Annotated in this window: 13 protein-coding genes; 9 read left to right on the forward strand and 4 right to left on the reverse strand. The window is 40.7% G+C overall.

The features are described from left to right. Window positions 1-370 precede the first annotated feature (370 nt). On the forward strand, window positions 371-817 hold the full coding sequence (locus M5A78_RS06510) for a ferritin-like domain-containing protein (protein ID WP_248734477.1): 447 nt from the start codon (window positions 371-373) through the stop codon (window positions 815-817). A gap of 136 nt (window positions 818-953) precedes the next feature. Here the strand turns inward: M5A78_RS06510 and M5A78_RS06515 are convergent, their stop codons facing one another. Further along, window positions 954-1235: a hypothetical protein gene (locus M5A78_RS06515; protein ID WP_248734478.1), complete on the reverse strand. Its 282-nt coding sequence runs from the start codon at window positions 1233-1235 to the stop codon at window positions 954-956. Window positions 1236-1631: 396 nt separating this feature from the next. On the opposite strand from M5A78_RS06515, the gene M5A78_RS06520 reads away from it, so the two are divergent. Together M5A78_RS06520 and M5A78_RS06525 are read left to right on the forward strand one after the other, a co-directional pair. Next, window positions 1632-2246, forward strand: a complete 615-nt coding sequence (locus tag M5A78_RS06520; RefSeq protein WP_248734479.1) for a transposase — start codon at window positions 1632-1634, stop codon at window positions 2244-2246. Beyond that, window positions 2231-3727, forward strand: coding sequence for a YifB family Mg chelatase-like AAA ATPase (locus M5A78_RS06525; RefSeq protein ID WP_248734480.1), 1497 nt, complete (start codon window positions 2231-2233; stop codon window positions 3725-3727). Before M5A78_RS06520 ends, M5A78_RS06525 begins: the two co-directional genes overlap by 16 nt. Window positions 3728-3848: 121 nt before the next feature. Here the strand turns inward: M5A78_RS06525 and M5A78_RS06530 are convergent, their stop codons facing one another. Together M5A78_RS06530 and M5A78_RS06535 are read right to left on the reverse strand one after the other, a co-directional pair. Beyond that, complete coding sequence (locus M5A78_RS06530; RefSeq protein WP_248734481.1) at window positions 3849-5504, reverse strand: aminotransferase class V-fold PLP-dependent enzyme; 1656 nt, start codon at window positions 5502-5504, stop codon at window positions 3849-3851. Beyond that, complete coding sequence (locus tag M5A78_RS06535) at window positions 5494-6063, reverse strand: glycerol-3-phosphate acyltransferase (RefSeq protein ID WP_248734482.1); 570 nt, start codon at window positions 6061-6063, stop codon at window positions 5494-5496. The genes M5A78_RS06530 and M5A78_RS06535 overlap by 11 nt, the downstream gene beginning before the upstream one ends. Before the next feature lie 630 nt (window positions 6064-6693). Here M5A78_RS06535 and M5A78_RS06540 point away from each other — a divergent pair. The 6 genes from M5A78_RS06540 (at window position 6694) to rbsK (ending at window position 12655) form a co-directional block, all read left to right on the forward strand. Continuing rightward, window positions 6694-7716: a LacI family DNA-binding transcriptional regulator gene (locus M5A78_RS06540; RefSeq protein ID WP_248734483.1), complete on the forward strand. Its 1023-nt coding sequence runs from the start codon at window positions 6694-6696 to the stop codon at window positions 7714-7716. A 33-nt stretch (window positions 7717-7749) separates the two neighbouring features. Next, window positions 7750-8148, forward strand: a complete 399-nt coding sequence (gene rbsD / locus M5A78_RS06545) for a D-ribose pyranase (RefSeq protein ID WP_248734484.1) — start codon at window positions 7750-7752, stop codon at window positions 8146-8148. Between the two features lie 33 nt (window positions 8149-8181). Further along, window positions 8182-9678 carry a sugar ABC transporter ATP-binding protein gene (locus M5A78_RS06550; RefSeq protein WP_248734485.1) on the forward strand — a complete coding sequence of 499 codons (1497 nt, stop codon included), beginning with the start codon at window positions 8182-8184 and terminating at the stop codon, window positions 9676-9678. Then, window positions 9671-10651 carry an ABC transporter permease gene (locus M5A78_RS06555; RefSeq protein WP_248734486.1) on the forward strand — a complete coding sequence of 327 codons (981 nt, stop codon included), beginning with the start codon at window positions 9671-9673 and terminating at the stop codon, window positions 10649-10651. The genes M5A78_RS06550 and M5A78_RS06555 overlap by 8 nt, the downstream gene beginning before the upstream one ends. A gap of 18 nt (window positions 10652-10669) precedes the next feature. Beyond that, window positions 10670-11629, forward strand: coding sequence for a substrate-binding domain-containing protein (locus tag M5A78_RS06560; protein ID WP_248734487.1), 960 nt, complete (start codon window positions 10670-10672; stop codon window positions 11627-11629). 93 nt (window positions 11630-11722) lie between these two features. Beyond that, window positions 11723-12655 (forward strand): ribokinase, encoded by a 933-nt coding sequence (gene rbsK / locus M5A78_RS06565; RefSeq protein ID WP_248734488.1) that lies wholly within the window; start codon window positions 11723-11725, stop codon window positions 12653-12655. A 193-nt stretch (window positions 12656-12848) separates the two neighbouring features. On the opposite strand, the gene tagU is transcribed toward rbsK, so the two are convergent. After that, window positions 12849-13775: a polyisoprenyl-teichoic acid--peptidoglycan teichoic acid transferase TagU gene (tagU, locus tag M5A78_RS06570; protein WP_248734489.1), complete on the reverse strand. Its 927-nt coding sequence runs from the start codon at window positions 13773-13775 to the stop codon at window positions 12849-12851. Window positions 13776-13833 lie beyond the last annotated feature (58 nt).

Below are 13833 nucleotides of genomic sequence, written 5' to 3' on the forward strand. Positions count from 1 at the left end.
AAATCGACAATCTTTTTTCTGTCTTAGGGGTAGAAACCTTTATTAATGAGTGTTTAGGGGATTTAATCAATCAATTGGTTAAGACAGAAATATGGAAAATATGGTCGAGGAATGTACTTTGTTAGGATATAATGAGTATTTTGTCGTTTAAGAAGACGATTAGTCGACAATCTTCTTCCAAGTGTAACGAAAAAACACCTTTATTAAAAGGGTCAAATGGCAGATTTTATGAAACGTTTGATTAGGAAAAACATCACTGAAATCGAGTTAAAACTTGTATTTTTTTCAAAAAATAATTGGGCAGGCACCTTTTTTGCACGTGAACCATAGGATATTCATAAGTATAAAATAGGGAGATGAGAGCCTAGGTATGTATCCGTATTCAAATTACTATGATGCTTTAAATAGGCAGCCGAATAAGTTGATAAATGATATTGAAAAAGCAATTAACGGAGAGTATAGTGCGATAAATTGTTATGCTAAAATAGCAAAACTAGCCAGAAGAGAAAATGAGCGAAAACAAATTCTTGAGATTCGCCAAGATGAAATCAAGCATTTTCAACAATTTGGACAGATTTATACCAGTCTGACTGGTAGCCAGCCACAACCCAAAATCACTGAGCAATGTCCTGATGTTTATTTGGATGGGTTGGAATTTGCGCTTAAGGATGAGCAAAAAACGGTTGACTTTTACTTAGAAATTGCTGATTCCGCAACCGACGCATATATAAAAGAAACTTTTCGAAGGGCGGCTGCCGATGAGCAAAATCATGCGGTATGGTTTCTGTATTATTTTTCAAAAGCGAAAAAAACGTAGAAAAGGATGGGCAAACCCATCTTTTTCTGCGTTATTGAGAGTATGAATGAATGTTCCTAAAATAATCAGGGACATTCATAATATGAACGTGGATTTAATGAAGAAGTTCAGTACGTGGATGGGCAAAATAGTGAGACTAGTCATCGCCGTCTCCACCTGAGACACTGCCCCCGTCAGAGTCCCTGATCCAGGAAGAATTTTCTGCCTCGCTAGCCGAGTCCCTATAATAATCATGATGATGCTCATCTTGGCTAGCAGCATTTTTACCTTTTTTTTTAAGAGAAGGAAGAATAAAAAAGGCTGCAATAATGGCTAAGGTACCGAAGAACTCCTGTAATCCAAATATTAGATAAATGCCATAAACGAGAAGGAGAGCACCAATCATCCATTGAATGACTCTAACAATCTTCAGAGACATACCCCCTATACACAAAGTAAGAAAATAAAGCCATATATAATAAATATTAAGCCCCTGGAGTTTTTATACATAGTTTGGATGTCATCTTAGGTAAGGAGTCAGTAGGGTGTCAGGCACCGTCTGTGTACATTTGTCCTTCTGTGGTGGACAAAATGGTTTTGTTGGAGTTTAGGATTGGGGAGAGGGGTTTCGTTATTTTTTTTGGAGATTTGTACAGGATTTTTGGGGAAGATGTCGAATGGTATAAATGAGTTCAATTTTCTTTTTTTACCATTTTCCCCTAGATTTTCTCCACCTTTTTGGTAGACAGTGGTTTCACATACCTCTCTCGCTCAAATTTATTTCCCAACCCTACCAACCCAATATTTACTATAATTAAATAAGGAGTGATTGCACATGGTTCGCAAGGTACGTACTTGGTTTGAAGGGGCGAAGTATCATGTTACCAGCCGAGGAATTAGGAGAAGTTCGCTATTTTTCGAGGATGAAGATTACAAGAGGTACCTGTCATTAATAGAAGAGACAAGAGATCGATACCCCTTTATTCTCCACACTTACTGCTTAATGACCAATCATACCCATCTGCAGCTCGAAACACTAAAAACCCCACTAAGTACCATCATGAAAAACCTCAACACGAAATTTGCCAAGTATGTTAACAAAAAGTACGAATTCTCAGGACATGTTTTTGATAAACGGTACGGAGCTGAGCTGCTTAATTCCCCTGAATATGAGATAGACGTAAGCAAGTATATTCATTTAAATCCAGTGGCGGCTGGGATGGCAGCGGAGCCTGAGGATTATCCTTGGAGCAGCTATCGTGCTTATCTCTACGGCGAAGGTGAAGCGAACCCTCATATTGACACCAAACCAATCCTCTCCTTTTTCCCTGAACCACATCCCTATAATTATCAGCAATATTTGAAATCCTTAGTAACGGACAAGTTTTTTTGGGAGGATGGAAAAATCATTAAGCGCGAAGGGGTGTGGTTTCCATGTGGGCTCGAGTAACGAGTATTGGTTTAAAGGGGATGGAAGGCTACCGAGTAAATGTGGAGGTAGGGACATTTGTGGGGAATGATTCATTTAAAATTGTCGGTTTGCCCGATGCAGCTGTGAAAGAGTCAAAGGAAAGAATTATTGCAGCACTTAGTTTATTAGGTTATGTCCTATCAGGTAACAAAATTATCATTAATCTTTCGCCAGCGGACCAAAAGAAAATCGGGCCGATGTTTGATTTTCCGATGGCAATCGGTTTGCTCCTGAGTTTGCATGAGGTAGAAGCAATGATTCCTGCTGATACTGGTTTTCTGGGGGCGTTGTCCTTGGACGGTTCTGTGCAGCCTGTTGAGGGGCTGCTGCCTGCCGTGCTTGCAGCCAAGAGGCAAGGAATCCGGAGACTTTATATCCCTTTAGATGAACATCTTCCTGCTTTCGATATCGAAGGGTTAGAAATTATCTATGTTTCTTCATTAAAAGATGTCATCGGCCATCTTACAGGTCAATGGAATCCTTCTATTTTTAAAAAAATTGAAGTAGATAGAGAATGCGAAAATAATAGATATTTAGATTTTCAACAAATCATCGGCCATGCCGGTGCCAAATATGCACTAGAGGTAGCTGCTGCTGGAGAACATCATGTTTTGTTGACGGGCCCTCCCGGTTGTGGAAAAAGCTTATTAGCTGAAAGTTTTCCGTCCATTTTTCCGCTATTAACAAAAGAAGCGCAGCTTGAGGTACTCAGCTTGTATCAATTAAGCCGAAACGCTTACTCACAAAGTCAATTGCCCCCATATCGGAGTCCTCATCATTCCGCCTCAGGTGTTGCCATAATTGGAGGAGGCCAATACCCGAAGCCGGGCGAAATCTCGCTTGCCCACCGAGGTGTTTTATTTCTTGATGAAATCGGGGAATTTTCGAAAAAAACATTAGATATGCTGCGGCAGCCGTTAGAAAATGGTTCGATCACGATTAGCCGCACACATGCCTCGATTACTTATCCCGCTTCCTTTGTGTTGATTGCTGCGATGAATCCATGCCCCTGCGGATATGCGGGCTCGAATGCACATTATTGTACGTACTCACCTAAGCAAATTCTCTCTTATCAAAATAGACTCTCAGGCCCGCTGAGGGATCGATTTGATATTAATCTCAAATTAAGCCCAATAGACTTAAATGCTGCCAGGATGGCGCTGCAGGGGGAACTGTCAAAAATAGTGCAGGAAAGAGTAAAGGAGGCGAGGGAAAGGCAGTACGACCGCTATGGTCAGGAGGTTTGTAACAGCCGTGTCTCCTATGAAGTCCTATTGAGAACGAATCCTTTGTCCGACGCACAACAATCATTCATACAGCAACTGGCGATTAAGAATACTTGGAGCAACCGCACCCAAATCAAAATCATCCGCCTCGCCCGTACCATCTCAGACCTCCAAGCAAGCCCTGCTATCACCGACCAAAGCATAAGCCAGGCAATCAAGCTGAATACAGTGTAAAGGGTGTCAGGCACCCTTCGTGGACACTGTCCTCGTGGGATGGACAATCAGGTGGTGCATGTTTTTTGGGGGTAAGTGACAATCAGTGGGGGGTGGAAAAGATTTGGCACTGATTGAATTGTCACTTTATTAATGTGACTTTCCGCCCTAATTGGGCCCCTTCATTCGGGAGCTTTGACGTTGAAGCCTGAAGCTGCTTTAGTTCGTATGTGACAACCTGATAAAGAAGGTTAGTCATTTTTTCTAAAGTCGCGGTGGAATAATCGCCGATGCAAGCAATTTGCATCCAGTTTCGCTGCCGGAGGTACTCGCTCTCAAAGTGTAACAGGTAACCATTGTAATGAAGAACTCTCCCGATTTCATAAGATGAGACAGCTTTGGGCAGTGCAATGGTTAGAATCATAGGAGAATTATTCTCATTGCTTGTAATCAAATGATAGCCAGAATGTTTAAGGTTATTTCTCAACCATTGATGCGTTTCACTAATCTTTCTATATGTTTCGCTCGTCATGTTTTCTACTGCCACTAGCAGCGCTTCAATAAAGTTGGACGAATGAGAAAACGGGATACTGTCCGTGACCATATAGACACCCAAATCAATGTATTTTGGAAGGGCAGGGGACGGAGCAACCTGGTGATGATGAAAGACGAAGGACAACCCAGTGAACGCACGCAACGCTTTCCCGCTAACGCCGGTTGCTAAAAATACCCCCGATAAATCCAACTCCACCGCGCCAATGGAACTGATACAATCAAGACAAAGCTTAAGGCCGTACTCTTCCGCAATCCTCTTGAGGAGCGTCAGATCATTTAGCATGCCGGTGGATGTCTCACTATGCACAGCCCAAATCCATGTCGACTTGTTTGATAATTTTTCAACAATTTCTTCCTTTAAGAAAGCTTGCCCCCATTCTTTTTCCAATACATCGAAGCTAAGTCCCTGACGCTGCGCTTGTTCTACTATGCGGGTGCCAAACTCACCATTAGCCAATATGAGTCCTCTGCCTTTTATTAATGAAAGCTGGGCAGCCACGACTTCATTTGCGAGTGTGCCTGAACCTAGTAAAACCTGGACATACTGGGAGTTCGTTAAGTCGCATAGCAGATCCCTGATCCTGTGTAGTTTTTCGCGGAAGCCTTTAGTTCGATGGGAGTAGGGGCGGCCCATTAGTGCAGCGCGAACTCCGTCAGAGATTTGAACGGGCCCTGGTAAAAACGGTATCGCTGGATGAAGAATTCTACCTGCAAGCGATGCTTCAAATGTTTCTTTCGTTAAATACATGGGTTGAAAAAGGGCCTCTTCTGTACCGGTCAGCTGGGCAAATGGCTGGAAGCCCATTTGATTATATAGCTTTAATTGACGGACCGTTCCAGAGATAACAGCGACATCATACCCCTTTTCCAAACAATATTGAGCTAAAAATTGCGCAAGCCCAACAAAGACCCGCCCATTTCGAAATTCTTTTTTGACTGCCAGAAGCCTAACCTCGCAAGGGCGATTTACTATAATAGGGAGTGATTCTTCAATAGCACCAATTTTCCGGTCAAGCGAAAACGGACGGTTATCGCGAACAGCAACCATACCGATAAGCTCGTCATCTTTGATGCAAATGATGTATGTATTTTCATGGTGGAAAGGATCCACCAATTTTTTTAGCTCATTTTTTTCATGCTGAGGAATTTCTTCTGAAAAAGTTTGATAGTTTAATTGATGAATTCGTTCAAATTCGTTACAGCTTGTTGCAATTTTAAAAAAATACCCATGATTATTGTCCACGATCCTTCAGCCTTTCCTTGATATTTTCAGAATGTGTTAGAAAAATGACTACGATAATGGCGAGTGCCATTACACAGGTTATCCAATTATATGGCTTGAAAAATAGAAATATTGGAATGGCGAGGAACGCTCCTAACCCTGCAAAGGTAAAGCTTTTGGTAAATGGATAAAGGGCGAAAAATCCCACCAGGATTATGGGAATTAGCAGTGGATCGAAGTAAATCATCCCGCCAATAAAAGTGGAGATTCCTTTCCCACCCTTGAACTTCAATGCAACTGGTTTTATATGTCCAAGAATCGCCATACCTAGTCCAAACAATTGTATATACTCAGGAAAGTGAAGATAGCGGGCGATGAGAATAACGCTCACACCTTTTAATGCATCGCCAAGAAAAATGATAACGAACGCTTTCTTTCCATGAAGTCGACCGGCATTGCGAGCCCCGACATTCCCGCTTCCATGAAGGCGAATATCCTTGTGATACAGGGCTTTTGTAACCAGATACCCAAACATGATATTGCCAATTAAATAGGAAAGAACAACATACAACCATATCACTTGATTCACCGCCTAGGAAGAGGTAGAAATTATTATTGGTTCCTCTTAGAATGTTTGTTAAGATTTTACCATAGAGTCATAAATTTACTTTGCAAACTTAATTCCATTTTGAGGTGAAATGAGTTTGATTTCAATGGAAACTTTACTAGAATTCGAGAAACGAAAAAAAAGATAAGATTACTTCATGTCTCGTTCACCATCGAGATACCCGGATTTTTCAATACTCATTCACCATCGAGATACCCGGATTTTTCAATACTCATTCACCATCGAGATACCCGGATTTTTCAATACTCATTCACCAGCGATCTATACAAAGAAACATTTAAACCGTTACAATACTTTAATGATTATTTTTGGTGTCAGGCACCATGGATAAATTCTACTTCTATATAAAACTGATCTCGAAGAGTGGCTTTTCATGTTGTCATAAAAATTAACGGGTGTAATTTTTAAAATATTTAAAAAAATCTTGCGCTCATTTACGAGTGATGATAGAATCGAAATATAAAATCTAAACGTTTACATTTTTAATTAAAGGCACAAACCATTTTTTCCTTTAAAAAAAGAACTTAGGTAAAGAAAATCTAAACGTTTACATATTATTAGCTGAATTTAGGAGTTTTTTACATGGAGTGCAAACCGACAATTGAAGATGTAGCAAGGCTAGCTAAGGTATCAATCGCCACAGTGTCAAGAGTAATTAATAATCAAGGCGGGGTTCGAAAAGCAACTGAAGAAAGAATTGTAAACGCTATCAATGAACTTGGTTATATCCGCAGCGCTGTAGCTAGAAGTATGAAGAGAAAAGAGACTCATACAATTGGCATTATCGTTCCAGATATTAAAAATCCATTTTTTCCGCTCGTTGTCTCTGGTATTGAACAAAAAGCAAGGGAAAAAGGATATTATACGATTTTAAGTAGTACCAATGAATCGCCGATGGTAGAAGAGGAGATTGTTAAAATCTTTATTGAACGTGGAGTAGATGGAGTCATTATTACCACTGCAAATGAAGCAGGAGATCATATCAAATTGTTGCACGACCAAGGAATTCCAATTGTCGCTGTTGATAGGGCGATTAAGAATTTTGAAGTGGATACAGTATTGGTTGATAATGTGAACGGATCGTATCAGGCTGTACAGCATTTAATTTTACAAGGACATAAAAAGATTGCGATTATTTGTGGACCGCAAAATACAACACCTGGACATGAACGGTTTTTAGGCTATAAGAAAGCACTTGAGGAATATAATATCCCCTTTGATGAAAGCATGGTTATTCAAGGAGATTTCATGGAAGGAAGCGGCTACCATGCTGCACAAGAGCTGTTTGATTTAGAAACTAGACCTACAGCCATTTTTTCATCCAACAACCTAATGACGATTGGCTGTGTGAAGGCATTAATCGATTTGGATTGGAAATTGGGAGAAGAGGTTTCCTTTATTGGCTTTGATGATGTGGAAATTGCTACATTTATCAAACCGAAATTGTCTGTCGTATCTAGGCCGATGAATACACTTGGTGAGATTGCCGTCCAATTACTTTACGAAAGGATGAACGTGAAAGAAAATCTTCCAAAAAGGCAGTACCTTTTATCACCAGAATTAAAAATTCGTGAATCATGCCAATTAAGTAAGAAAAAAATCTAAACGTTTACATTTAAGAGGAGTGGAAGATAGATTATGAAAAAAGGTGGAATTTTAAATCCTAAGGTGAATCAATTAATCTCCGAAACTGGTCATACAGATACCATTGTAATCACTGACGCCGGCTTACCGATCCCTGAAAATGTGACACATCGGATTGACTTAGCTCTGAAAGAGGGAATACCAGGTTTTTTAGAGACACTTGATACTGTTCTAACTGAGCTTGAGGTTGAGAAGATTATTTTAGCAGAGGAAGTCAAAACAGTTAGCCCTGAAATGCATCAGCAAATTGTTAGCAGATTCCAAAACATTCCGATTAACTATGTCCCACATATCGAATTTAAGCAACAAACGAAACAAGCAAGAGGGTTAATTAGAACGGGTGAGTTTACAGGATATGCAAATGTGATTTTAGTAGCAGGAGTTGTTTATTAAAATATGAGATTCGTTCAAAGGAGGAATGGATGAATGAGGACAACGTTACTTGAAATGAGGGAAATCTCAAAAGAATTCCCTGGGGTAAAAGCTCTCGATCATGTATCCATTCATGTTAACCAGTCCGAGATTCTTGCTTTGCTTGGTGAAAATGGTGCTGGCAAGTCAACATTAATGAAAGTGCTTGCAGGCGTTCACCAGCCAAGCAATGGGCAGATATACATAAATGGCGAGCCAGTCACGATTGAGGGACCAAAGCATTCGCAAAAATTAGGCATTAGTATTATTTATCAAGAATTTAACTTGATTCCACATATGAGTGTAGCTGAGAATGTTTTTATCGGTCGGGAGCCCCGCAAAACAAAGGGTATCATCGACTGCAAACAAGTGAAGCAGGAAACGCGTAAGTGGCTGGAGCGGGTAGGGTTAACCCGGATTTCACCCGACACACTTATTACAGACTTATCCGTTGCGGAACAACAGTTGGTCGAAATAGCGAAGGCCCTTTCGTTCAACTCGAAGATTATCATTATGGATGAACCAACGGCTGCTTTAAATGATGAGGAAACGAACAAGCTACTTTCGATTATGAAAGAGTTGAAGCACCAAGGAATGGGAATCATTTTTATTACCCATCGCTTAGAAGAGGTTCAGAAGGTGGCTGACTCTATCGCAGTTTTAAGGGATGGAAAATATATCGGAAGTGCTTTGGTGAAAAATGTTACGAAAGACGATATGGTAACGATGATGGTTGGACGCGAGCTGACAGATTTGTTCCCGGAGAAGGGGGCTCCATCTAATGATGTAATCCTCGAGGTTAAAGATGTTTCGATTCCGGACATGCTACAAAACATTAATTTTACGATAAAAAAGGGTGAGATTGTTGGCATCGCCGGTCTTATGGGTTCGGGAAGAACTGAGCTTTCCAAGGCCATCTTTGGCTTATACCAAAATATGAGTGGGACCATAAAAGTAGATTCAAAGGTTGTTAAAAGCCCAAGGGGTGCAATTGATGCGGGAATTGCACTCGTTACCGATGACCGCAAACAGGAAGGTTTGGTCCTTGGACTATCGGTATATGAAAACCTACTTTTGCCGACTTATCGAAAAATTTCCCGTTTTGGAATTTTGAAGAGAAAAAAGAAGGATGAGATTGTGAACCGTTGGGTTAAGGATTTGAAAATAAAGGTTCATGACCCAAGTGTAGAAGTTAGAACGCTAAGCGGAGGAAATCAGCAGAAGGTGGTTCTTGGAAAATGGCTGCAGATGAATCCCAAGGTATTAATTTTAAATGAACCAACTAGGGGTATTGATGTTGGTGCAAAGGCTGAAATCTATCAGATAATGAAAAGGCTTACAGAGGACGGGATTTCGATTATCATGATGTCTTCAGAAATGCCAGAATTGCTAGGCATGTGCGACCGCATCTTAGTTATGAATGATGGAAGAATTACCGCGGAGTTCAACCAGAATGAAGCTACTCAGGAGAAAATCTTTTATTACGCATCAGGGGGTGTAATGAATGCATAGTACGACACCTGCTAAGCAAGAAAGGCAAAAGGGATCTTTTAACTGGTTGGCGTTGGTTGAAAAGTACCGTGTATTATTGATTTTTATTGTATTGTGTGTGATTGCAGGGGTTTTATCAGATGTTTTCTTTACAATGAGTAACGTGATGAACGTGCTTCGCCAAGTTTCGATTATTGCAATCATCGCGAGCGGAATGACACTGGTTATTTTAATTGCTGGAATTGATCTTTCAGTCGGAGCCGTTATGGCATTTTCCGGTGCTATTTTAGCAGGAGCTTTAACTGCTGGATGGCCGCTGGCACTAGCTTTATTAGCAGCTCTTGGCGTAGGCTTACTGTTTGGACTTTTTAATGGCTTTATAACAGCGAGATTTGGGGTGCCATCTTTTATTGCTACCTTGGCAATCATGGTTATCGCCCGCGGGATGACGCTTGTTTATACAAAAGGTTATCCGCTTGTTGTAAGTAATGAAGCATATCGTTTCATTGGTAGCGGCCGGTTATTTGGAATACCGATTCCAATCATCATCATGTTTATCATCTTTGGATTTATGTATTGGATGTTAAAATACACTAGCTTTGGACGTTATATTTTTGCCATCGGAGGAAATGAGGAAACAGCTATTCTTGCTGGTATTAATGTTAAGGCTATTAAAATAGCTGTATTTGGGATTGCAGGGCTTCTTTCAGCGTTATCCTCGATTATTTACACTTCAAGATTGATGTCAGCACAGCCAACTGCGGGGACAGGTATTGAATTGGATGCTATCGCAGCCGTTATTATTGGTGGGACGAGTTTAGCTGGAGGAAAGGGAGGAGTAACAGGGACGTTAATTGGCGCACTAATTATGGGTGTTCTTGATAATATTCTCAATTTGATGAACGTTTCTCCTTTCTATCAAAGTATTGCTAAAGGTCTTGTCATTTTAGTTGCTGTATTAGTAGATAGTAAGTTTTCAAAAATAAAAAAATAAACTGTTGGGGGTAGGAAGATGAAAAAGGTTATTTCTCTGTTAGCAATGCTTGCAATTATCATTGGTCTTGTGGGTTGTAGTATGGATGAAGGATCGAGTTCAAAAACATCCGGTTCGAAATCTAAGGATGGTAAGTTAAAAGTCGGTTTGTCGATGAATACCCTTAATAACCCGTTCTTCGTTGCAGTTAAAGAAGGGGCAGAGGCACAGGCGAAGGAAGATAAAATTGATCTTGTTGTTACGGATGCACAAAATGACCCTGGTAAACAACTAGCGGACGTAGAGAATCTTTTACAGCAAAATATTGATGTGTTAATTATTGACCCAGCTGATAGCGATGCCATTGCTGAGGGAGTCAAAAAGGCTAATGATGCAAAAATTCCTGTATTTACAATTGACCGTCAATCAAATGGTGGAGAAGTTATTACACATATTGGCTTCGACGCACTTAAGTCTGGTGGAATTGCCGGAAACTTTTTAAAAGATGCACTTGGTGGAAAAGGGAATATTGTTGAAATTCAAGGGATTTTAGGTACAAACGTAGGGCAGTACAGAAGCAAAGGGTTTAATGAAGTAGTGGACGCTACTCCTGGATTTAAAGTGGTGGCAAGACAGGCTGCTAACTTTGACCGCGGTCAGGCAATGAAGGTTATGGAGGACATCCTTCAAGCGAACCCTAAGATTGATGGTGTATACGCAGCAAATGATGAAATGGCACTTGGTGCATTAGCTGCGATTGAAGCGGCTGGCCGTCTTGATGAAATTACATTAATAGGCTGTGATGCAGTAGATCCTGCGATTGAAGCGATTAAGGGTGGGAAATTAGAAGCAACTATCGCTGAACCACCTGTTTTCCTTGGAAAAGAGGCAGTAAAGACAGCTTTGAAAATCTCTAAGAAAGAAAGTGTTGAAAAAGAAGTCATTCTTGATTCTACACTTGTAACTTCTAAGAATGTAAATGAGGTTAAGACAAAGTAATCGTTGTGTAGAATTAGCTGGTTTGATTACAATAGATTGGTAAAAACGCAATCCTTTTGCGTTTTTCCTATTTTATCAAATAGGAGGAGAGTTATGTCAAAGGTTGTTGTAGTTGGAAGTTATGTTGTTGATTTAATGAGCCGGACACCACATCTTCCGAAACCGGGAGAAACTGTTCTTGGCGGTCCGTTTAAGATGGGACCAGGGGGAAAAGGGGGAAACCAAGCAACAGCTGCGGCACGCTGCGGTTCAGAGGTCACGTTTGTAACGAAATTGGGTGAGGATGTTTTTGGAAGAGAAGCATTGAAGCATTTCCGAACGGAGAATGTAAATACGGAATTTATTAAGGTGGATCCTGGTCAGGCTACAGGGGCTGCGTTGATTGCTGTTGATGATAAGAGTGAAAATAGCATTGTCGTTGCACTAGGGGCGTGCGGGACGATTACGGAAGCAGAAGTGTTGGAAGCGGAAGAGAAGGTAAAAGATGCGGACATCGTTTTGCTCCAATTAGAAACTAGTATTGAGGCAGTTGTGACTACGGTGAAGCTTGCTTGGAAGCATCAAGTTCCGGTTATTTTGAATCCAGCTCCCTATCAGGAGTTTCCAAGAGAAATTCTTCGAGGTGTCGACTTTATTACTCCAAATGAAACAGAAGCCTTTGAATTGAGTGGTGTCGAGGTTGTCGATGAAGGTGCAGCGCTGGCAGCAGCGAAAAAGATTCATGAAATGGGTGTCGGTACTGTTATTATCACCTTGGGAAGCAAAGGGGCATTCCTTTATACTGGCGGGGAAAAAGGCGAACTTGTTCCGGGCTTTAAGGTTGAAGCTGTCGATACGACAGGAGCTGGAGACGCCTTTAACGGCGGATTTGCTCACGCATTAAGCACTGGTTCGTCAGTGAAAGAAGCCATGACCTTCTCCCACGCGGTCGCAGCCCTCTCAGTTACAAAGATAGGCACAGCTCCAGCCATGCCGTATAAACATGAAGTAGAAAACTTTTTAGCACACCTTGGTACTGTAAAATAAACAAAAATAGAGTTATAAGTATGGATGACACCAACAAAAGATAATGGTGTCAGGCACCACTCGTGGACATTTGTCTTTATCGGGTGGACACTGGGCGATCAGTTGTTAAATTATTCGAAGTGGGTGATGAAAAATGGCTGACTCATGATGTCGTTTTTTGAACGATTTGTTGAGTCAGCCATTTGACCATCTATTATTGCAATTCTAATTGTTTCTTTAGTTCTGTTTGAATTCTTTGCTTTTCTTCTGGTGAGACCAGGCCGTAGTAAATTTTATTGATCTTTGTGCCGGTTTCTTTTATCTCCATTTGTTGAATGTTTTTTCCAGTCTCCCGATAATTCTTTTGGATATCCATTATCTGATCAAACGTAAGATTTGTTTTAATATTTTTTCCAAGTGCAGTAAAGATATGTGAGAAATTCGTTAAGCTTGATAAGCTCATGCCTTCATTAATTACCGCTTGAATGATTTGACGCTGCCTTAATTGGCGGCCAAAATCGCCTCGTGGGTCATTATATCTCATTCTAGCAAAACTAAGGGCTTGTTCCCCGTTTAGAGCTATTTCACCTTTAGTAAAATGGAAGTCATTTTCTGTGAAATCCAGGTCGTTTTGGACCTTTACACCGCCAACAGCATCGACAATATCCTTAAATCCCTCCATGTTAATCTGCAAATAATAGTCGATTGGAATATCGAGGAAGTTTTCAACAGTGTCCATCGACATTGGAACACCACCGAAAGCGTAGGAGTGATTGATTTTATCCTCTTTGCCCTTTCCGATAATTTCCGTGCGGGTGTCACGTGGAATACTAAGCATTTTTACGGAATTGTTGTTGGGATTTACAGTCAAGACAATAATCGTGTCCGATCGTCCTTTGTCACCTTCACGTTCATCAACACCAAGCATTAGAACGGAAAAAGGATCCTTTTTTTCAAAGGCTACGGGTTTCTCACGTTTTATGGATATTTCTCGTTCGAGTGGTTGATGCATCGTCACAACTGCATTTTTAAAAGAATGATATACGGTGTATCCGTAAGCTCCTCCAGCTATCAACAGTACTAAAAGGACTATTCCGGTTACTCTTAACCATTTTCTAGATTTCTTCTTTTGAGACCTCATCTGATTAACCCCCCAAAAAAAATTACCAAATAGATACATCTTGAAAAATGTTTTATAA

This window comes from Neobacillus rhizosphaerae (assembly GCF_937468385.1).
Taxonomy (GTDB): Bacteria; Bacillota; Bacilli; order Bacillales; family Cytobacillaceae; genus Neobacillus; species Neobacillus rhizosphaerae.